Source organism: Lysinibacillus sp. Y5S-8, assembly GCF_036894365.1.
GTDB classification, from domain to species: domain Bacteria; phylum Bacillota; class Bacilli; order Bacillales_A; family Planococcaceae; genus Lysinibacillus; species Lysinibacillus fusiformis_D.
This window is the reverse complement of sequence record NZ_CP145889.1, coordinates 1,293,814-1,312,719: the sequence shown is the minus strand read 5'-3', so window position 1 is coordinate 1,312,719 and position 18,906 is coordinate 1,293,814. Positions and strand designations below refer to the sequence as shown.

The 18,906-nt window shown below is 39.5% G+C and carries 22 protein-coding genes; 8 read left to right on the top strand and 14 right to left on the bottom strand.

What is annotated here, in order from left to right; genetic code table 11:
* Nucleotides 1-142: 142 nt before the first annotated feature.
* From V6670_RS06145 to V6670_RS06120, 6 genes are all read right to left on the bottom strand, one after another.
* The gene (locus V6670_RS06145; RefSeq protein WP_036127942.1) at nt 143-1,393 is read right to left on the bottom strand and encodes a thymidine phosphorylase; all 1,251 of its coding nucleotides are present in this window, start codon (nt 1,391-1,393) and stop codon (nt 143-145) included.
* 13 nt (nt 1,394-1,406) lie between these two features.
* On the bottom strand, nt 1,407-2,588 hold the full coding sequence (gene deoB, locus V6670_RS06140) for a phosphopentomutase (RefSeq protein WP_141903554.1): 1,182 nt from the start codon (nt 2,586-2,588) through the stop codon (nt 1,407-1,409).
* Between the two features lie 101 nt (nt 2,589-2,689).
* A complete protein-coding gene (gene xerD, locus V6670_RS06135; RefSeq protein WP_036127949.1) occupies nt 2,690-3,592 on the bottom strand; it encodes a site-specific tyrosine recombinase XerD in 903 nt (300 codons plus the stop codon).
* A gap of 290 nt (nt 3,593-3,882) precedes the next feature.
* Nucleotides 3,883-4,347 carry a Fur family transcriptional regulator gene (locus V6670_RS06130; protein ID WP_004232171.1) on the bottom strand — a complete coding sequence of 155 codons (465 nt, stop codon included), beginning with the start codon at nt 4,345-4,347 and terminating at the stop codon, nt 3,883-3,885.
* Nucleotides 4,348-4,468: 121 nt separating this feature from the next.
* Entirely contained in the window at nt 4,469-4,981 is a 513-nt protein-coding gene (locus V6670_RS06125; RefSeq protein WP_036127953.1) for a hypothetical protein, read from the bottom strand.
* A gap of 53 nt (nt 4,982-5,034) precedes the next feature.
* Nucleotides 5,035-5,592, bottom strand: coding sequence for an NUDIX hydrolase (locus V6670_RS06120; RefSeq protein WP_089932069.1), 558 nt, complete (start codon nt 5,590-5,592; stop codon nt 5,035-5,037).
* A gap of 76 nt (nt 5,593-5,668) precedes the next feature.
* Between V6670_RS06120 and V6670_RS06115 the strand changes: the two genes are divergently transcribed.
* Both V6670_RS06115 and V6670_RS06110 read left to right on the top strand, forming a co-directional pair.
* Complete coding sequence (locus V6670_RS06115; protein WP_338653155.1) at nt 5,669-6,568, top strand: aldo/keto reductase; 900 nt, start codon at nt 5,669-5,671, stop codon at nt 6,566-6,568.
* On the top strand, nt 6,565-7,044 hold the full coding sequence (locus V6670_RS06110) for a VanZ family protein (protein WP_338653153.1): 480 nt from the start codon (nt 6,565-6,567) through the stop codon (nt 7,042-7,044). The genes V6670_RS06115 and V6670_RS06110 overlap by 4 nt, the downstream gene beginning before the upstream one ends.
* A gap of 421 nt (nt 7,045-7,465) precedes the next feature.
* On the opposite strand, the gene V6670_RS06105 is transcribed toward V6670_RS06110, so the two are convergent.
* The 3 genes from V6670_RS06105 to V6670_RS06095 all read right to left on the bottom strand — a co-directional run bounded on the left by V6670_RS06105 (nt 7,466) and on the right by V6670_RS06095 (nt 9,625).
* Nucleotides 7,466-7,972 carry a GNAT family N-acetyltransferase gene (locus V6670_RS06105; protein WP_338653151.1) on the bottom strand — a complete coding sequence of 169 codons (507 nt, stop codon included), beginning with the start codon at nt 7,970-7,972 and terminating at the stop codon, nt 7,466-7,468.
* Nucleotides 7,973-8,151: 179 nt separating this feature from the next.
* The gene (locus tag V6670_RS06100) at nt 8,152-8,418 is read right to left on the bottom strand and encodes a YqkE family protein (RefSeq protein ID WP_338653149.1); all 267 of its coding nucleotides are present in this window, start codon (nt 8,416-8,418) and stop codon (nt 8,152-8,154) included.
* A gap of 22 nt (nt 8,419-8,440) precedes the next feature.
* Nucleotides 8,441-9,625 carry an acetyl-CoA C-acetyltransferase gene (locus V6670_RS06095; protein ID WP_186436103.1) on the bottom strand — a complete coding sequence of 395 codons (1,185 nt, stop codon included), beginning with the start codon at nt 9,623-9,625 and terminating at the stop codon, nt 8,441-8,443.
* Between the two features lie 207 nt (nt 9,626-9,832).
* Between V6670_RS06095 and V6670_RS06090 the strand changes: the two genes are divergently transcribed.
* Nucleotides 9,833-10,804, top strand: coding sequence for an alpha/beta hydrolase (locus tag V6670_RS06090; protein ID WP_141903547.1), 972 nt, complete (start codon nt 9,833-9,835; stop codon nt 10,802-10,804).
* Between the two features lie 582 nt (nt 10,805-11,386).
* On the opposite strand, the gene V6670_RS06085 is transcribed toward V6670_RS06090, so the two are convergent.
* The 3 genes from V6670_RS06085 to sirA all read right to left on the bottom strand — a co-directional run bounded on the left by V6670_RS06085 (nt 11,387) and on the right by sirA (nt 12,777).
* Nucleotides 11,387-11,890, bottom strand: coding sequence for an S-ribosylhomocysteine lyase (locus V6670_RS06085; protein ID WP_141903546.1), 504 nt, complete (start codon nt 11,888-11,890; stop codon nt 11,387-11,389).
* Nucleotides 11,891-12,001: 111 nt separating this feature from the next.
* A complete protein-coding gene (locus tag V6670_RS06080) occupies nt 12,002-12,220 on the bottom strand; it encodes a YneF family protein (protein ID WP_004232154.1) in 219 nt (72 codons plus the stop codon).
* 98 nt (nt 12,221-12,318) lie between these two features.
* Entirely contained in the window at nt 12,319-12,777 is a 459-nt protein-coding gene (gene sirA / locus V6670_RS06075; protein ID WP_170829784.1) for a sporulation inhibitor of replication protein SirA, read from the bottom strand.
* 306 nt (nt 12,778-13,083) lie between these two features.
* On the opposite strand from sirA, the gene V6670_RS06070 reads away from it, so the two are divergent.
* The 5 genes from V6670_RS06070 to V6670_RS06050 all read left to right on the top strand — a co-directional run bounded on the left by V6670_RS06070 (nt 13,084) and on the right by V6670_RS06050 (nt 16,536).
* Nucleotides 13,084-13,440, top strand: a complete 357-nt coding sequence (locus tag V6670_RS06070; RefSeq protein WP_089932065.1) for an ABC transporter permease — start codon at nt 13,084-13,086, stop codon at nt 13,438-13,440.
* A 17-nt stretch (nt 13,441-13,457) separates the two neighbouring features.
* The gene (locus V6670_RS06065; protein ID WP_141903545.1) at nt 13,458-14,096 is read left to right on the top strand and encodes a PspA/IM30 family protein; all 639 of its coding nucleotides are present in this window, start codon (nt 13,458-13,460) and stop codon (nt 14,094-14,096) included.
* Nucleotides 14,097-14,208: 112 nt separating this feature from the next.
* On the top strand, nt 14,209-14,892 hold the full coding sequence (liaF, locus tag V6670_RS06060; protein ID WP_036128050.1) for a cell wall-active antibiotics response protein LiaF: 684 nt from the start codon (nt 14,209-14,211) through the stop codon (nt 14,890-14,892).
* Entirely contained in the window at nt 14,889-15,929 is a 1,041-nt protein-coding gene (locus V6670_RS06055) for a sensor histidine kinase (protein WP_141903544.1), read from the top strand. Before liaF ends, V6670_RS06055 begins: the two co-directional genes overlap by 4 nt.
* Nucleotides 15,904-16,536 carry a response regulator transcription factor gene (locus tag V6670_RS06050; protein ID WP_036128056.1) on the top strand — a complete coding sequence of 211 codons (633 nt, stop codon included), beginning with the start codon at nt 15,904-15,906 and terminating at the stop codon, nt 16,534-16,536. Before V6670_RS06055 ends, V6670_RS06050 begins: the two co-directional genes overlap by 26 nt.
* 38 nt (nt 16,537-16,574) lie before the next feature.
* Here V6670_RS06050 and V6670_RS06045 read toward each other — a convergent pair whose 3' ends face one another.
* Both V6670_RS06045 and tkt read right to left on the bottom strand, forming a co-directional pair.
* A complete protein-coding gene (locus V6670_RS06045) occupies nt 16,575-16,733 on the bottom strand; it encodes a hypothetical protein (RefSeq protein WP_338653133.1) in 159 nt (52 codons plus the stop codon).
* A gap of 94 nt (nt 16,734-16,827) precedes the next feature.
* Nucleotides 16,828-18,822, bottom strand: coding sequence for a transketolase (tkt, locus tag V6670_RS06040; protein WP_338653131.1), 1,995 nt, complete (start codon nt 18,820-18,822; stop codon nt 16,828-16,830).
* Between the last annotated feature and the right edge of the window lie 84 nt (nt 18,823-18,906).

Genomic DNA, 18,906 nt, shown 5'->3' with positions numbered 1-18,906 from the left:
ACATACTTATAGCTTTTTAGGTTAAGTGCAGTATGGGATAAATCTACATTTTCTAAACGCCATTGCTAGCTAAAGTTTAATGATCCTTAGAACGCAAAAAAGCGAGAGCTCACTTAAAGTGAGAGCCCTCGCTAACGAATCTTTATGCAATTGTATAAGCTTGCTGTATTTTATTGATTGTCTCTTCAACAATTGGTTGATTGGCATATAAATAAGCAATCGTGTCACCATGATTGACATGGTCACCTTTTTTAGCAATCAGCTGAATGCCTGCATCATAATCAAGTACCGATTCCTTTGTTAATCGTCCAGCACCTAGACTGACACTCGCTTCACCTACTAATAAGGCATTAATGGTTTCCACAGTGCCCTCTGCAACAGCTGTCACTGCTACTTTATGAGCGGTTTCATTTTGGACAATATCAGAAACTACGCCACCTTGTGCAACAATGAACTCTTCAAATTTTGCAGCAGCAGAACCATCAGCAAGCACGCGCTTAACCGCAGCAGTCGCTTCCGCTTCATTCACGCCAGCGGCAACTTGGTACATTAAGGAAGAAATAACTATACATTCATCCAACAAATCTTCATGCGTTTCTTCCAAGCGTCCGCTTAATAAGGCATACGCCTCTACAACTTCAAGCTTATTCCCAATCATTTTTCCTAAAGGATTATCCATATCACTAATATGTGCAACAACTTTACGCCCAAGCTTTTCTCCAATGGCCGTCATTGTATCCGCTAAAATCTGCGCTTCTTCTTGCGTCTTCATAAACGCACCTGAGCCGCATTTTACGTCAAGTACAATACCGTCTGCGCCACTTGCAATTTTTTTACTCATAATCGACGCAGCAATTAATGGAATAGAATCGACAGTACCTGTCACATCACGTAATGCATATAATTTTTTGTCGGCTGGTACAAGATTCCCTGTTTGTCCGGCAACTGCAATTTTATGCTGATTGACATTGTCAATAAACTCCTGTGATGAAAGCTCTGTTTTGAAGCCTTCAATGGATTCAAGTTTATCGATTGTTCCACCTGTAATGCCTAAACCCTTACCGCTAAATTTCGCCACAGGGATTCCTAAAGAAGCGATAATTGGTGTGACAACAAGTGTGACTTTATCACCAACTCCTCCTGTAGAGTGTTTATCGATTTTAAAGCCATCAATAGATGTTAAATCAATAACATCCCCTGATTCGATCATGGCCTTTGTTAAATAAAATGTTTCGTCATCAGACATACCTAGTAAGCGTATGGCCATTAAAAGTGAACTTGCTTGATAATCTGGAATGGAACCCGTCGTATAGCCTTCAACAAAATACTGAATTTCAGCTTGAGATAGCTCTATTCCTTGTTTTTTCTTTTCAAACAATTGAACCATATTCATACGAAAAACCCCCTTATTTCAAATCATGTAAGAAACTTTTGCCGAATGGTGGTGCTTCTACATTAAAGTTTTCAGCAACTGTCGCTGCAATATCCGCAAAAGTTTCACGCAAAGCTAGTTCTGCTCCACCATTGAAACGTGGTGAATAGACAATTAACGGTACATATTCACGTGTATGATCTGTCCCATGGAAGGTTGGATCATTTCCGTGATCGGCAGTAATGATTAATAAATCATCCTCTGACATCGCTTCTGTAATTTCTGGTAGGCGTGCATCAAATTCTTGTAGTGCCTGTCCATAGCCTAATGGATCACGACGATGACCAAAGTTGGCGTCAAAGTCCACTAAATTTAAGAAGCTCATCCCACGGAAATCACGGCGGACAACCTCTGCAAATTGATCCATACCATCCATATTATTTTTTGTGCGTACCGAATCAGTGACACCTTCACCATTGAATATATCTGAGATTTTTCCAATGGCAATGACATCTAAGCCTGCGTCCTTTAAAACATTCATCGTTGTACGACCAAATGGCTTCAATGCATAGTCATGACGATTGGCTGTACGTGTGAAGTTGCCTGGCGTACCAACAAATGGTCTTGCAATGACACGTCCTACTAAATATTCAGGCTGTAATGTTAATTCACGCGCCATTTCGCAAATTTTATATAATTCTTCTAATGGAATGATTTCCTCGTGAGCAGCAATCTGTAAAACAGGATCAGCTGATGTATAAACAATAATCGCACCTGTTTCCATATGTTCCTTACCGAAATCTTCAATTACTTGTGTACCGCTTGCTGGTTGATTGCACAGTACTTTACGACCTGTACGTTGCTCTAACTCAGCAATAAGCTCCGCTGGAAATCCTTCTGGATACACCTTAAATGGTTTATCGATATTTAACCCCATGATTTCCCAATGACCTGTCATCGTGTCTTTGCCGACAGATGCTTCTTGCATTTTACCGTAGTATGCTTTTGGCTCTGTAGCCACGTGCATACCTTGCAATGATTCAATATTTGCTAAACCAAAGGACTCCATCACTGGCATTGTAAGCCCATTCATTTTTTCAGCGATATGTCCTAATGTATGTGCACCAACATCACCAAAATTTGCTGCGTCTGGCGCTTCACCTATACCTACTGAGTCCATGACAACAACATGGATTTTGTTAAACGGTTTATTCATAATGGTTGCCTCCTAATCTCATGACTCTATTTTACCAAAAAAATGCGAAAAATAAAGGTCAGACATCCGACTAAAATATAATTTTTACTTATTGAAGAGTTTTAAGCACGTGGATGGAATTGCTTATAGACCTCAGATAATCTTGTTTTACTAATATGTGTATAAATCTGCGTTGTAGAAATATCTGCATGACCAAGCATCTCCTGCACCGCTCGTAAATCAGCGCCATTTTCGACCAAATGAGTAGCAAAGGAATGACGCAATGTATGTGGGGTTAATTCATGTTGGATGCCTGCCTTTAAAGCATGCTCCTTCATTAATTTCCAACACCCCTGCCTTGTTAAACGTTTCCCTCTTTGATTAATAAAAAACGCATCTGTTTTTGGGTGCTTTCCTTGCAACTGACCACGAGCACCGTTTAAATAAGCATTAATCGCCGAAAGGGCATTTTTTCCAAGTGGAATAATTCGTTCCTTCCCACCCTTCCCAAAGACACGGACAAAACCCATCGTTAAATGAATATCGGCTAAATCCAGTGCAATGAGCTCACTGATGCGCATGCCAGATCCATATAGTAACTCTAGCATGGCAAGATCACGTATACCTTGTGGCTTACTTCGATTCGGAGCTGTTAGTAACGCTTCGATTTCTTCGATAGATAGGATATTCGGTAGCTTTTGCTCAATAGTTGGCATTTCTAAATGAACAGTTGGATCTGTTTCTGCACGCTTTTCTCGCAGTAAAAATTGATGGAAGCTCCGGATAGAAGAAATATGACGGGCAACGGTACGGCTTGTCTTCCCCTGTGCTCGCAATTGCTCTAAATGCCGCAAAATAGTTGTTCGTTCCACACGGCTAAAATCAGCCATCCCCTCTGCTTCCTGCAAAAAATGCACATAGCTTTCTAAATCACGGCGATAGGATGCTAATGTATTAACAGATAACTGCCTTTCCACCTGAATAAAATGGATATAGTCCTCTACTGCATATTGAAATTCATTCATCATAACGCCCCCTCACTGTCAATTATTCTCTATTTTATCATGGCCTTAAGAAATGTGCTAAAGCCCCCTCTATTCGACATAATCCAACCATATTGTCGTTACATTATATTTAATCCAAGGCCACTCTATTTAAATGTGTCCAAGTTATTAATAACTCTTTCATTAAGCTCGCCCGAGGAAACTTCTGTTCTTACACTTCGCTTTCGGAACAAAAACATTTGCTGCCTCAAAAAAAAACAAAAAACTGCCCGATTCAATCTATACTTAAGATTAAAACAGACAGCTTTTTGTTATTTTTCTTCATTCGATTCGTCGTTTTTATCATGACAGCGCCAGCATATGCCGTGGAAAGTTAGTCGGTGATCTTTTATAATAAAGTTCCAACGTTTTTCAACAACGGCTTCCACATCTTCAAGTAAATCTTCTTGAATTTCATCAACAGCACCACATTCGATACAAACAAGATGATGGTGGAAATGGGCAGCTCCCTCTTGGCGTAGGTCATAGCGCGATACGCCATCGCCAAAGTTGATTTTGTCGACAATTTTGAGCTCAGTTAATAATTCTAACGTTCTATAAACAGTAGCTAGACCAATCTCTGGTGCTTTTTCTTTTACTAAAAGATAAACATCCTCAGCACTTAGGTGGTCCTCTTCGTGCTCAAGCAAGACAGCAACTGTCGCTTCTCGCTGCGGCGTCAGCTTGTAACTAGCACTATGCAGCTGTTTTTTTATACGATCAATTCGGCTCTCCATGTGACGCCCCCCTAAACTCTTTCCATTATACCAAAGGAGTAAATCCTATTACAAGATAGTGAATAGATTTCTAACATGCTTCTATTTTTTATCTGATCACAATTTCTGTCCATTCAATCCTTCATTTTAACACATAAGCAATAACAATAAACTCAGCAACTATTATGATGAAAAATGCGATAAAATTCAACAAAATTGTTCGACCAGATACTTGTTTCCCGATTTTTCGCTTGGACCAAGCGGGTACAAGTAAATTGCATAGGACTAGCAACAATATACAATAGATGAGCTGAAATGGAAACCACCAAATCGTATAAAGCCAAAAAGCTTCAAGTTTTTGTAATAAAAAAACAGAACTAAAGCCAAAAAAAGTGGCACGTATGGCTACTGTCACACGCACTAAAACTTTTAATACGCTATGTGTTGCTAGTAATAATACAAGACCTATAGAAATAGTGACAGGCAGTACTAAACGAAAAATGGAGTGCCTGTCCCCATCTGCTAAACGAGGCTCTATAAATAATATAAATGGTTCCGCTTTCGGTCCACCAATAATATGAAAGAAAATAACGCCGCAAACAAAACTTACTGCAATGATGGAAGCGTGATAAAAAATAGACACCGTACGAGACATAAACATGCTCCTTTTCTATCAAGGTTTGTACAGCTTATGCTCGTCCGTCTCTATTATGCTAAAAGATTATTTTCTAAATTTGCAGCCAGCCAGAGTACTGCAAATGCCGTTTTAGCATCATATATACGCTGATCTGCCACCATTATTTGTGCTTCTTCCAACGAAACTTCTAATAATTCGACAAATTCATCCTCATCTAAATCTGCTTTATTATCTATTGTATATAATTCCCTCGCTACAAACAAATGAATAACTTCATCCGCAAAGCCTGGTGATGTTGCAAATGTTTGTAAAAAAGTCAGTTTATGCGCTCCATAGCCTGTCTCTTCCTCTAATTCACGACGTGCTGTCACCACTGGCTCCTCACCAGGTTCCAGCTTCCCTGCCGGAATTTCAATGATTGAACGTTCAAGCGCTTTACGATATTGTTCTACCAACACTAGTTTCCCCTCGTCCGTAACGGCAATAACTGCTACGGCACCGGGATGCTTTATGATTTCACGTTTCGCAACCTGTCCATTTGGTAAAGTTACCTCATCAATTTGTAGTTTTATTATTCTTCCGTCATAGATTGGTGTTGTTGTCGTTGTTTTTTCCTCAAACTTTTTCACTGACGATAACCTCGCTTGTTCTTCAGATATGTTCATTGTACCATTACAAGTAGAGAAATCGAAGGAGGACGATCATATGAAAAAAAGACAGCTTGGCATAAGTGAATTGTTTATTTCAGAGATTAGTTTAGGAGGCATGTCTCTTTCGACAGATAAAAAGCAAGCAGCTGCCATTGTCGATATGGCATTAGATGCCGGGATTAATTATATCGACACAGCGGATTTATATGATTTTGGTGCAAACGAAGAAATCATTGGTACAACGTTAGGTAAACGTCGTCATGATGTCATCTTAGCAACAAAGGTAGGAAACCGTTGGACAGAAGGCATCGATGGTTGGCATTGGGACGCATCCCCAGACTATATTAAAGAAGCTGCCCATGCTAGCTTACGACGACTAGGTACAGACTATATTGATGTCTATCAATTACATGGCGGCACAATCGAAGATGATTGGGATGGAATTATTGACACATTTGAAGGACTTAAAAAAGAAGGGCTCATTCGTGAATATGGCATTTCTTCTATTCGTCCAAATGTATTGCAGCGATTTTTACCTGCAAGCTCAGCTAAAAGCGTTATGATGCAATACAGTGCTCTAGATCGTCGCCCTGAAGAATGGTTTGAGTTTATTGCAAATCAAGGTGCATCTGTTGTAACACGTGGCACAGTGGCAAAGGGCTTATTAACAAATAGCTGGCAACAACGTCTACAACAGGTCAATGGTTTTAACGGCTATACGGCAGAGGAATTAACAGCATCGTTAACAGACTTAGCTTTACAATATGATGATTTACATGCGCTGGCCATCGCCTTTAATTTGAAAGAGCCTACGATCGCTTCAACGGTTATTGGCGCAAGCTCACAACAACAGCTAGCACAAACGCTAGCTGCCTATGAAAAAATCAATGTAATCACAGATTTTAATGCAGCCAATAAACTGACTAAAAATGAGCAGTATCAAGAACACCGATGAAAAAATGGCTGGTCTTCATCATCTGTCTTGTCATATTAGTAATTTCCTCTAGTATGACCTATGAGCAACAGAGTATCCTACCAGAATTAGAAGATCTACTTGCCAATAAACCTTTTGAAAAACAATTATCTGTTTTAAAAATTCCCTATTGGGGAACCATCGTTTCCGTTGAAGAACGTGGTTATTTTCCATTTGTAGAGTTTTTAATTCGTAAATTGACACATTTTATTGGGTTTGGATGCATTGCACTTGGTTTGTATTTTGCTTGGGGAAAAAGACGTTTTGCAGCAAGTATTGCCATTGCAGGAACAGCTACAATTGCTATCAGTGATGAATTTCGTCAAAGCTTTACACCAGGTCGCACAATGAGCTTCCAAGATGTCTTGGTCGATACAGCTGGAGCCATTGTTTTTGTTAGTCTCGTTGTTGCACTGAGAAAGATACTTAAAAATAAAAGACAAAAGGCATTACCGTAGCCTTTTGTCTTTATAGTGTTGAATAACAAAATATCCATAGAATTTAAAGTAAAAAAGGTTTGCCGCTCCACAAAAGAGTTCTCTTTTTTACAAAGGTTTCACAAATAAAATGAAGGTGTTCACTACTTTATTGATGGTAGTGGTGATTAATCCCGTCTCCACTCTCTAAAAATAGAAATATTTTATTCACTACTGCTACTGACACTTTTACAGAATGGTTAATGTGGAGTGGAGCCAGCGTCACAGAGAAGACCCTGGAGCGAACGTAAGTGAGGGAAGCAGATCATCGGACGCCCCCTGAAAAGGACGCTGGCGGAACGGAACTCCTCGCCTTGCTAAAAAATCTTTTTTGTGACATTACCATTTTTCACCAAAATAAAGACAAAAGGCACAATTATAGTCTTTTGTCTTAGCCATTTTTTTAAAGTTGGAATCTCCAAAAATAGAGGGAGTTTGTTTCTTTATACAAGGCAGCTCCTGCTTTTTCTAAAACTCGATGGGATGCCACATTATCTTTTTCGGTATCTGCAATAACGTATTTTACATTTAGCTGATGAAGTAACCAGTTTTGAAGAGCTATGATTGATTCTGTCATATAGCCCTGCCCCTGATAAGGAGGAAAAGTATAATACCCAATCACAACTTCCTCTTGGTCATTTGGCATACCTTTTAGCATTATGCCACCAACAGCACAATTTTCCTCTTTTAACACAAGTAACCAGTTCGTATGCCAAAGATAGTTTTGCTCATCTTCTACGACTTTGGAAAGTCTAAAATACAATGCTTGTTTAAGCTCACAATCTAAACGCCCCTCACCCATACTTAATGACAACTGCTTGGCCATTTGTTTCTCATGCTCTATTAGTAATTTTAGATACTCGGCGTTTAAAGGAATTAATCTTATTCTTTCTGTCTGTAATTCTACCATGTTGTTCTCCTAACATAATTTAATTGATACTAAACTACAATTAGGTATATGTTATTGGCAGCGTCTCCCGTTCCATTAAATTCAAAAATCTCTCTTTGTATATCGACTATAACGACATAATTTAAATGCTATAAAAGACAAAACAGTGAACCCACCTATGTGAATTCACTGTTTTTTTCTTAAAATTTAGAGCCTTTATCACCGTATTCGTTTAGTAATTCTTCAAACGATTTATTTTTTTCACGCTGTTTGCGTTCAAACGCTAATTTTGCTTGACGTTCTTCCTCTGCCACCTGCTCTTTTGCTGTTAAATCTTGCTTCGCCGCTTTTAATTTTGCGAGCACATCGCCACCAAGCTGGTCCGCTAATGTGACCGCCTCTTGCTTAGGTAGGCTAGCTGTCGTGCTATTGTCAGTACGTTGCTGCTGTTTTCGTTTCTTTCCCATTACATTCACCTTCTTATTGATATCAAGGGCGCTTTACAACAGTCGCTACGCCTTGACCACCGCCAATACATAATGTGGCTAAGCCCGTTTTTGCGTCACGCTTTTCCATTTCATGTAATAGCGTCACTAAAATACGAGCACCACTTGCACCGATTGGATGACCAAGAGCAATAGCACCCCCGTTAACGTTTAGTTTATCATGATTAAAGCTTAATTCACGATCTACAGCAATTGATTGTGCTGCAAATGCTTCATTTGCTTCAATTAAATCGATACCGTCTAAAGTTGTCTCTGCTTTTGTTAGTGCTTTTTGGACGGCTTTTACAGGACCTGTCCCCATAATAGCTGGATCGACACCTGCGCTGGCATTCGCTGTAATAATCGCCATTGGTTGAATGCCTAGCTTTTGTGCTTTTTCCTTTGACATCACCACAACTGCTGCTGCACCATCATTAATACCCGATGCGTTCGCTGCGGTAACTGAGCCATCCTTTTTAAATGCTGGTCGTAGCTTTGCTAAAGCCTCTGCTGTCACACCTGCTCGTGGAAATTCATCCTTATTGAAAAGAATAGGGTCTCCCTTCCGCTGCGGAATCTCTACAGTAACGATTTCTTTTGCAAACTTCCCTGCCGCAATAGCTGCCTCGGCACGTTGCTGCGAGCGAGCAGCAAAGGCATCCTGCTCTTCTCGTGAAATATCATACACATCACATAAATTTTCAGCAGTAATCCCCATATGGTAATCATTAAAAGCACACCATAGACCATCATGAATCATTGTATCTACTACCTTTTGATCGCCCATTCGGAAGCCTTCTCGTGCATTTTTTAAGACGTAAGGTGCTTGACTCATATTTTCAAAGCCCCCCGCAACAATAATTTCAGCATCTCCCGCTACAATTGCCTGTGTGGCTAAATGAACAGCCTTTAAACCTGATCCACATACTTTATTAATGGTTAAAGCAGAAACCTCATGTGGTAAGCCTGCCTTGATTGCGGCTTGGCGAGCTGGATTTTGTCCAAGGCCAGCTGATAAGACATTCCCCATAATGACCTCATCTACTTGTTCTCCTGCTACACCTGCACGTGCTAACGCCTCTTTAATAACAATGCTACCTAATGTTGTTGCTGGTACGTCTTTTAATGTCCCCTGAAATGAGCCTATCGCTGTACGCACAGCACTCACGATTACTACCTCGTTTGTCATAATCATTCTCCCCTTTTCCCCGTTCAAAAATCAACACTGCATGCATATGCTACTAGCAGATATGTATATTTTAACAAATATTTTGACGATTTTCGATAATAGAAATAATCGCAGTTTTGCCAAAGATATTGTAAAATGTTGACGTGTTTTAAACAATCTTAGTTGGGAACATTACAAATAAGAAACAGCATGTGGAGGTGTTTTATGATGAAAAAGAAGATGCTTTTATTCTCTGGTATTACAACAACGCTAGCCGCAGCTGCAACAGGTCTGTTCGGCTTCGCGCTTTCCAATAAATTAATGTATATTCAACAAAAAGACCCGGAGTTTGTTCGGGAACGAGAAACGACTGCCAAGCGCTTTGATGAAGCTTGGTACAATAATAACTTGAAATGTGAACTCAATATTGATTCACCTAATGGCTACTCAATTCGAGGCATTATGTTTCAGCCTTTGCAAACTAATAACACCATCATCATTTGTCACGGTGTCACTGAAAATAAAATAAATTCCGTAAAATATGCTCGATTATTTGAAAGACTTGGCTATAATTCAGTTATTTTTGACCATCGTCGTCATGGTGAATCTGGGGGCAAAACAACGAGTTATGGCTACTATGAAAAAAATGATCTTGATGCAGTAGTAAAGACAGTGAAAGCCATGATTGGTGAAGACGCTATCCTTGGGATTCACGGTGAATCCATGGGGGCAGCAACTATGCTACTTTATGCTGGAACAGTGGAAGATGGTGCTGATTTCTATATTTCAGACTGTGCGTTCTCCGATTTTTCCATGTTGTTGAAGCAAATCGCCAAAACCGAATTTAAATATGGCTCGATTATTCCCATTCGCTTTGCCGATTTCTTTGTTCGCCTCAGAGATGGCTACTCCTTCAAAAGTGTAACACCTGCTGAAGCCGTGACACATATTGAAAAACCAGTACTCTTTATTCACAGTATTCCTGATACATTTATCCCAGCGTCGATGTCACTAGATCTCTACAATAAAAAAGCAGGTCCCAAAAAATTAAAACTTTTTGACACTGGGGCACATGCACAGTCCTTTAATGAAAATATGGATGAATATGAGGATTTAATTCATGATTTTTTAGAAAGTTTTATTTACCAAAAAATCAATCCCGATTCTTCCTCCTCCAATGTCATTCCATTCCATTTTTAGCACACATGAAAAAAGATCATGTCAAAGGCAGAAAAAGCAACTTTGCAAGGTGAGAGGTTGATTTCCGTTCCGCCAGCGCCCTTTCCAGGGGGCGTCCGATGAGCCGCTTCACTCACTTACGCTCGCTCCAGGGTCTCATCTGTGACGCTAATCCCCTAGGAGTGACGCTGGCTCCACTCCAATCAACCATTCTGCAAAGTGTCTTTACTTTTTTTCATAGTAATATAGCGATTAAATAGCCCATTATTTTTAGAGGGAATAAGCTCTTATTTTCAATGTGGGGAAGTGATGTGTGACAACACCTCTCCATAAAGAGTAGTGAAGACCTTCGCCTTATTTGAAAACCTTTGCTAAAAAGGTAATACTCTTGTAGGTTGGAGTGGAGGCTACTTGACTCCCGTGGGATAACGAGACAGGCGAGCCTCTAAACGGAGCGATAGCGGAGGAAGCGGCTCGGGACGCTCGCCCACAGGAAAGCAAGTAGCCTGCAAGGGAAATCCATTTCTCCCTTTCAATTGACTGTTTTGTTTTTCAACACTAAGAAAACCTTGCGGAATTATCTCCGCAAGGTTTTATAAATGATTATTCTCCAAAAACGATATGCCATTCATCTCGTTTTGCTAAAAATTCTTCAGCTAATGATTGTGCACCTTCCAAGCTATGGCTAGCAGCCCAGCCACACTGCACCTCATTGCATGCAGGAACAGCTGTTGCTTTTGTCACATCAATAAATGTTTTCTCTAAAATAGTTAATAATTCCTCATAATCATTATGATTAATCAGTGATACATAGAAGCCTGTTTGGCAACCCATTGGACTAAAATCAACAATGTGATCAGAGTAGTTACGAATAATGTCAGCAGATAAATGCTCTAAAGAATGTAAGGCAGGCATATCCATATGCTCTTTGTTTGGCTGTTTAAAGCGAATATCATATTTGTACACTTCGTCGCCATTTTGGCCCGTTTTAACACCAGCTAAACGAACATAAGGTGCCTTTACTTTTGTATGATCCAGATCAAAGCTTTCTACATTTGTCTTTTCTTTTTGCAAAATACATAACCCCTTTCCGTATGGTAATTCCATTATACATAGTTTCCCGATAGAATTATATGATTTTCAAGAATTTTTTAAATACTGTAAAAAATATAAAAAAACAACTAGTTAAGTTTGAACTAGTTGCTCTCATCATTCCGATTACTTTTGGAATTTATTCATTTGTGCCATCATTTGACGTACTTGCTTTTCAGACGGCGTACGACCCATTTGTGCCATCATCATACGAATCATTTGCTCATTAATAGGTGGGTTTTCTTTTAAATATTTCATCATAGCTTGACGAGCGAAATAGAAACCAAGTGCCGCTCCCGCTGCTAATGCGATAATTACGATAATAATCCAGCCCCATGTAGGCATACAACCAACCTCCTCCACTACAATATACCGAGAAAAACTCTCCACGCACCATTATACACCAAATGATAGCGTGTTACTATATATTGTAGTGAATTTTCCTAGTGCATTGTATACTTCATCGGCTTTAACCACCCACACTCATTATCCTGTTTATTAAAAGCAATAAACCGTTCACTCATTTTGGCAAGCATTTGAAATAAATCTAAATCTAACATTCGCGAACCTTCACAATAAACACAAATTTTACGATCGACCAAATAAATAGCCATTTTGCCTTTTATCGGATGTTCTAAAAACAAAGCATTGCGGGCTCTTTCTAAATGTGCATATTTGGAATCAAGTTGATGTTCCAACATCGCTGCAATTTCTTCAAAACGAACAGATTCACATATATATGCAAGCTCTTTTAAGGATTTCTCGTTGGCGTCTTCACAGCCTTGCATCATCTCTAACAACTTACGCTCTCTGCCAAAAATAAATGTTAAATGCTCTTCTTTTATCTTATATATAGAATAGGTTCTCACCAGAAATCCTCCTTCGCTCAGTTTCTTTTCCATAAGTATAGCTCATCCAACCTTGTTAATTTGTCAAACGAAGGAAGGATCTATCTTCTATTTTTGTCGAAAAAATTCTAGTTTCGCATCTATAAATGACTTTATGACAAATAGTATTTTTTGATAAAACAAAATAGTTATTTTCCAAAAACAAGAAAAAACAGCTCGTTTTATACGCCAAAAACCCACTTTCGTTACAGCTTAGATGGTTCTCAGCCTCAAGACCTAGATCAAAATCAATTTCAAGTCCGTTTTAGACAATCTTGTAAATAGGTAACATAAAGGTACAAACGAAAGGAGCTAAAACAAATGAAAAAATTTCTTTTATTAACTGGAGGCGTCATCGCAGCATGTGTTGCACTTGCCTTAATAGGACCACTGGCAGGTTTACTATTCTCCGGATTATTTGTAGCACTAGGCATGCATTTCTACATTGCAAGCAAATCAACATTCGGTAAAATTTTCTGGTTTACAGTTGGTCTAATCGGTGTTCTATCAGCAGTGTCTAACATTCCAGCAATGATCGGTCTTGCAGCTATCGCTATTATCTACGTCATCTATAAAAAATGGAATGGCGAAGATGTAAAAATCCCTACAATCGAAGGGAAAAAAGAAGAAGATCCGTTTACAAACTTTGAAAAAGAATGGTCAAACTTAACAAAATAAAAAAGGAGCGAAATTAAATGAATTTATTTCAACGTTTTAGATATACAGTAGAGGCAGACTTACATCAAATATTTGATAAAAAGGAACAAAAAAATCCGATTACAATGTTAAATCAATACATTCGTGAGGCAGAAAAACAAACAGAACAAACAGGTAAATTATTAGAACGACAAGGGCAATTAAAAGAAAAGCTAGAGCAAGAATATAAGCAAAATGCTGAATTACTAGCTAAACGTGAAGCCCAACTAACATTGGCAACAACTAGTGGTGAACAGGATTTAATTGATTTCGCTACAGATGAAGTAACGGCTTACACAGCTCGTAATCATACACTACAAGCGAGCATTGAATCGAGTACACGTGAATACTTCGAGCTAGAGCGTAAATTCGAAACAATGAAGCATAAAATTAAAGATATGAAAGTACGTCAATTACAGCTGATGGGAAAAGAAAATGTAACACGTGCCCACCATCAAATGGACGGCATGATTGCCAAAAACAATAAAACAAATTTTGAAGATTTAGAAGCCTATATCGATAAATTAGCTTACCAAATCGATAAAGATCATGAGGTAACAACTTTCGAGGCAAGACTGGCAGATTTAGAAAAAAAAGCAGCAGAAGATCACTCACCACTGCTAATTGAAAATAAATAACATGTTATAATGAAAGCAATGCGCCAACTTTATAAGGCGCATTCTTTCACGTTTAAAAATAGAGGGTCCCATTCCCTCTCTTATACTATTAGTAAAAGGAAGGGTGACCCTCTTGCAAAATTTCACAACAAATAAGCTCACATTTTGGGTACTATGCTTCTTTTTACTCGTCTTTGTAGAGCTTACTATTTTTAATAATGGCGGAGCCTTCTGTTTATTGATTGGGGCAGTACTTCTTTATTTAAGTTTTTCCAAAAAAGTTCGTTTTTTTAAATGGACAGGAATTTTCTTCATTGCTATTGCTTTGTTTACCATGTGGAGCCTACGTTTATTCGTCGTCATCATGCTCTTATATATGCTTTATCAATACCTACAACGAGAAAACGAACCAAAGGTAGTCGGTGCAGAGCTTTTTGAAAAGCTTCCTACAACTAAAAATGACTTGATTGGCACAATGCCAGCACCTACAGAAGCGTACAAATGGCAAGATGTACAAATTCAACGCCTTGCAGGAGATATTACGATTGATACAACACAAACAATCTTACCTGCTGGCACTAGTCTCATTACAATTCGACAAGGGATCGGGAAAGTTCAAATCTATATCCCCTATGAAATCCCTTTCCGTTTACAGTATACGACGTTATTTGGTGAGCTTATCTGCTTACATAAGGGGCCACAACGCATCTTAAATGAAAGTATTACTTTCGCTGACGGCAACCCTGAGGATGCTAAACGCGTTTTAATTATTCATGTCGCAACCTGGCTGGGAGATTTGGAGGTGCTACGAAAATGATTGCCTTTATCTCAAGATTGTTTACGCTATTTTTCATTTTAATGAGTGCTGTTTTCGGTCTGCTTGTGGCGGTATGGGGCAATCCGGATGAAAAAACATGGGAGCCATTGTGGCAGCAGACGTACGATAATATTCCGCTAGGAGGCATCATCGTAGTTAGCCTGTTTGTACTTAGCTTCCTGTTTGCTAGCTGGATCAGCATGACTGCTCGGGCACGAGAAGCTCAAGCAACACGCATTGTGAAGCAATTAATCGAGCCTGATTTTATTTTCCCTAAAAAACAAGCACTTCCGAAATCATTAAAAAAGGCAATAGTTCAAACAAGTGAATTAATCGATACACAGCGAAAAAGCTTACAGCGACTCTCCAATGAACGAGCAGAAGCAAATGATAAAATTATTCAAGAGCGTATTATTGCTGAACGCCAACGACTTGCTAGGGAATTGCATGATTCCGTATCACAGCAATTATTTGCGGCCTCTATGTTACTCTCAGCATTAACTGAAAATGACGAAAATGCTACTAGCTTAAAACAGGTGGAAAAAATTGTTCAGCAGGCACAGCTAGAAATGCGCGCATTGCTGCTCCACTTACGACCTGTAGCTCTACACAATAAAACGCTAGCACAAGGCTTAGAGGAATTGATTATTGAACTTCAGCAAAAAGTTTATTTCCATATTGAATATGAGCTAGAGGAAATGGCCTTAACAAAAGCAGAAGAAGACCATTTATTCCGTATTGCACAGGAAGCCCTCTCTAACACGCTCCGTCATGCCAAAGCAAGTGAAGTGGAATTACTGCTTGTTGCACGAGATGACTTAGCCATTTTACGAATTCAGGATAATGGGTTAGGCTTTGATGTGGAGGCCGATAAATCAACTTCGTATGGCTTACAAAATATAGCTGAACGAGCTGTTGAAATTGGCTGCACATACAAAATTGTGTCCGTACCTGAAGAAGGAACGATTGTAGAGGTTAAAATTCCGCTACAGAAGGAGGAGGTTCATATCGATGATACAAGTGCTCATAGTGGATGATCATGAAATGGTACGGATTGGCGTTTCAGCCTATCTTTCAGCACAACCAGATATTACAGTTGTAGGTGAGGCTGAAAACGGCAAAGAGGCTGTGGAGCGTGCCCTTGCCCTAAGACCTGATATTATTTTAATGGATAATGTCATGCCCATCATGACAGGAGCAGAGGCAACAGCGGAAATTTTAACGGCATGGCCAGAGGCAAAAATCATGATGGTGACTAGTTTTTTAGATGACGATAAAGTCTACCCTGCTTTAGAGGCTGGTGCGGTAAGCTATATTTTAAAAACTTCTAATGCTAAACAAATTGCCGATGCTATTCGTAAAACTATAGGTGGCGAAACAGTATTAGAGCCAGAAGTCACATCCAAAATGATGCACCGCATGCGCCACGGTAATAATACGCCCCTTTACGAACAGCTCACTGACCGTGAAATGGAAGTATTATTGCTCATGGCAAAGGGTAAAGCCAATCAGGAAATCGCTGACGAACTATACATTGCCTTAAAGACCGTAAAAACACATGTTAGCAATATTTTAGCAAAGCTCGAAGTGCAAGATCGTACACAGGCTGTTGTCTATGCTTTTCAAAATGGCCTTGCCAAATAACACCTACATAAAAAACTGCATGTCAGCATGCAGTTTTTTCATGTATTTAGAGATACTTGATTAGATCCGCAATATACCTTTCCTAATTCTGGTCGTAATCCATAACCATATGTCACACCGATAGCATCAAAATCATTTTCACGAGCCCCAATCATGATAAATTGTTCCTTTGGATACTTGGCAAAATGATGCAGCACCTCTGCAATAATCTCATTTTTATCATAATAAAAAAGTACCGCAACACTCAGTCGATGTTTAAGTTCGCTGAGTGTTGCGGTATTTTAATGTAAATTATAGTGCTTTTACTTTCGCTACGACAGTTTCTACAGTGAATCCGTATTTTTCCATTACTAATTCACCTGGAGCTGATGCACCGAACTTGTCGATTGCAAGAACGTCACCTTCAAAGCCAGTATATTTATGCCAGCCAAATGATGCACCCATTTCAATCGCAAGACGTTTTGTCACAGCTTTTGGTAGGACAGATTCTTTATAAGCTGCGTCTTGTTTTTCAAAGCGATCCATAGACGGCATGGAAACAACTGCCACATCCACACCTTCTGCTTTTAATGCTTTCTGTGCTTCAACAGCAAGTGAAACCTCAGAGCCTGTTGCGATTAAAATAGCATCTGCTACCTCTTTTGTAGCAGGAGATACTGTGTATGCACCTTTCGTAACACCCTCACGAACTGTTTCAATAGAAGCGTCAAGCACAGGTAAGTTTTGACGAGATAATACTAAAACAGTTGGCGTTTTTTCTGATGCTACGGCAAGCTCCCAAGCTACCGCTGATTCATTTGCATCCGCAGGACGAATAACAGATAGATTTGGCATCGCACGTAGTGATGCAAGGTGTTCGATTGGTTCATGTGTTGGACCATCTTCCCCTACTGCAATAGAGTCATGTGTAAATACATATGTTACAGGAAGCCCCATTAATGCAGAAAGACGAACTGCTGGACGAACATAATCAGAGAATACGAAGAACGTACCACCAAATACATTTAAACCACCATGAAGAGCCATACCGTTCATCGCAGCACCCATTGCAAATTCACGAACACCAAACCAGATGTTGCGACCAGCATAATCGTCTGCAGAGAAATCGCCTGCACCCTTCATCGTTGTTTTATTGGAGCCAGCAAGGTCAGCGGAACCACCAAAGAATGAAGGAGTTTTCTTCGCAATAGCATTAATTGCGTCACCAGAAGAAGAACGTGTTGCTACAGATTTACCTGCCTCATATACTGGTAGCTCTGACGCAAAGTCCTCTGGTAATTCACCATTCATCGCTTTTTCAAATTGAGCCGCTAACTCTGGGAACTCTTCTTTATATGCAGCAAATTTAGCATTCCAAGCTTCCTCAGATTGTGCACCTTGTATTTCAGCAGCAGCATTAAATGTATCGTATACTTCAGCAGGAATTTGGAATGGCTCGTGTGCCCATTCATACGCAGCTTTCGTTAAGACAACTTCATCTGTACCAAGTGGCGCACCATGTGAATCTGCTTTACCAGATTTATTTGGAGAACCAAAACCAATCACTGTTTTTACTTCAATTAATGTTGGTTTGCCAGTTGATTTTTTCGCTTCTTGAATTGTGGCATTAATGGCATCTACATCTGTACCATCAGCCACTTTTAAGTAATTCCAGCCATAAGATTCAAAGCGTTTTTGTACGTTTTCTGAGAATGACTTTTCTAAGTCACCGTCTAAAGAAATATCATTAGAATCGTAAAGTACGATTAATTTTTCAAGTTTTAAGTGACCAGCTAATGAAATAGCTTCAGCTGCTACACCTTCCATTAAGTCACCATCACCACAAAGGGCAAATGTGTAGTGGTCAACGATATCATGACCAGGTTTATTGTAAGTAGCCGCTAAATGACGCTCAGCCATTGCCATACCAACTGTCATAGCAATCCCTTGACCAAGCGGACCAGTTGTTGCCTCTACACCTACTGTATGACCGTATTCAGGATGTCCTGGTGTTAATGAATCCCATTGGCGGAAGTTTTGAATTTCTTCCATTGGTAAACCATAGCCTCCAAGATGAAGTAAGCTGTACAGAAGCATAGAACCATGACCAGCTGATAGTACAAAACGATCACGGTTATACCATTTTGGATTTGCTGGATTATGGCGTAATTGTTTTGTCCATAGCGTATAAGCCATTGGCGCCGCCCCCATTGGTAAACCTGGGTGACCAGAATTTGCTTTTTCGATAGCGTCGATTGACAAAGTTCGAATAGCATTAATTGCTAAAAGATCCGCGTGTTGAGTCATTATATTGTGACATCCTTTCTCGTCCTATATTGTTCTTTTACAGTTTAGTCAACATTGCTTTAGAAAACAATGCTTTTGTTATAC

Coding starts and splice junctions, on each gene's coding strand:
- V6670_RS06080 (WP_004232154.1), bottom strand. CDS start 12,220: ATGCCTACATGGGGCTGGATTATTATCGTAATTATCGCATTAGCAGCG.
- xerD (WP_036127949.1), bottom strand. CDS start 3,592: ATGAATGAATTTCAATATGCAGTAGAGGACTATATCCATTTTATTCAG.
- V6670_RS06100 (WP_338653149.1), bottom strand. CDS start 8,418: ATGGGAAAGAAACGAAAACAGCAGCAACGTACTGACAATAGCACGACA.
- V6670_RS06055 (WP_141903544.1), top strand. CDS start 14,889: ATGATTGCCTTTATCTCAAGATTGTTTACGCTATTTTTCATTTTAATG.
- V6670_RS06115 (WP_338653155.1), top strand. CDS start 5,669: ATGAAAAAAAGACAGCTTGGCATAAGTGAATTGTTTATTTCAGAGATT.
- V6670_RS06095 (WP_186436103.1), bottom strand. CDS start 9,625: ATGACAAACGAGGTAGTAATCGTGAGTGCTGTGCGTACAGCGATAGGC.
- tkt (WP_338653131.1), bottom strand. CDS start 18,822: ATGACTCAACACGCGGATCTTTTAGCAATTAATGCTATTCGAACTTTG.
- V6670_RS06130 (WP_004232171.1), bottom strand. CDS start 4,347: ATGGAGAGCCGAATTGATCGTATAAAAAAACAGCTGCATAGTGCTAGT.
- V6670_RS06125 (WP_036127953.1), bottom strand. CDS start 4,981: ATGTCTCGTACGGTGTCTATTTTTTATCACGCTTCCATCATTGCAGTA.
- V6670_RS06065 (WP_141903545.1), top strand. CDS start 13,458: ATGAATTTATTTCAACGTTTTAGATATACAGTAGAGGCAGACTTACAT.
- V6670_RS06070 (WP_089932065.1), top strand. CDS start 13,084: ATGAAAAAATTTCTTTTATTAACTGGAGGCGTCATCGCAGCATGTGTT.
- deoB (WP_141903554.1), bottom strand. CDS start 2,588: ATGAATAAACCGTTTAACAAAATCCATGTTGTTGTCATGGACTCAGTA.
- V6670_RS06105 (WP_338653151.1), bottom strand. CDS start 7,972: ATGGTAGAATTACAGACAGAAAGAATAAGATTAATTCCTTTAAACGCC.
- V6670_RS06090 (WP_141903547.1), top strand. CDS start 9,833: ATGAAAAAGAAGATGCTTTTATTCTCTGGTATTACAACAACGCTAGCC.
- V6670_RS06085 (WP_141903546.1), bottom strand. CDS start 11,890: ATGGAATTACCATACGGAAAGGGGTTATGTATTTTGCAAAAAGAAAAG.
- V6670_RS06050 (WP_036128056.1), top strand. CDS start 15,904: ATGATACAAGTGCTCATAGTGGATGATCATGAAATGGTACGGATTGGC.
- sirA (WP_170829784.1), bottom strand. CDS start 12,777: ATGGAAAAGAAACTGAGCGAAGGAGGATTTCTGGTGAGAACCTATTCT.
- V6670_RS06110 (WP_338653153.1), top strand. CDS start 6,565: ATGAAAAAATGGCTGGTCTTCATCATCTGTCTTGTCATATTAGTAATT.
- V6670_RS06145 (WP_036127942.1), bottom strand. CDS start 1,393: ATGAATATGGTTCAATTGTTTGAAAAGAAAAAACAAGGAATAGAGCTA.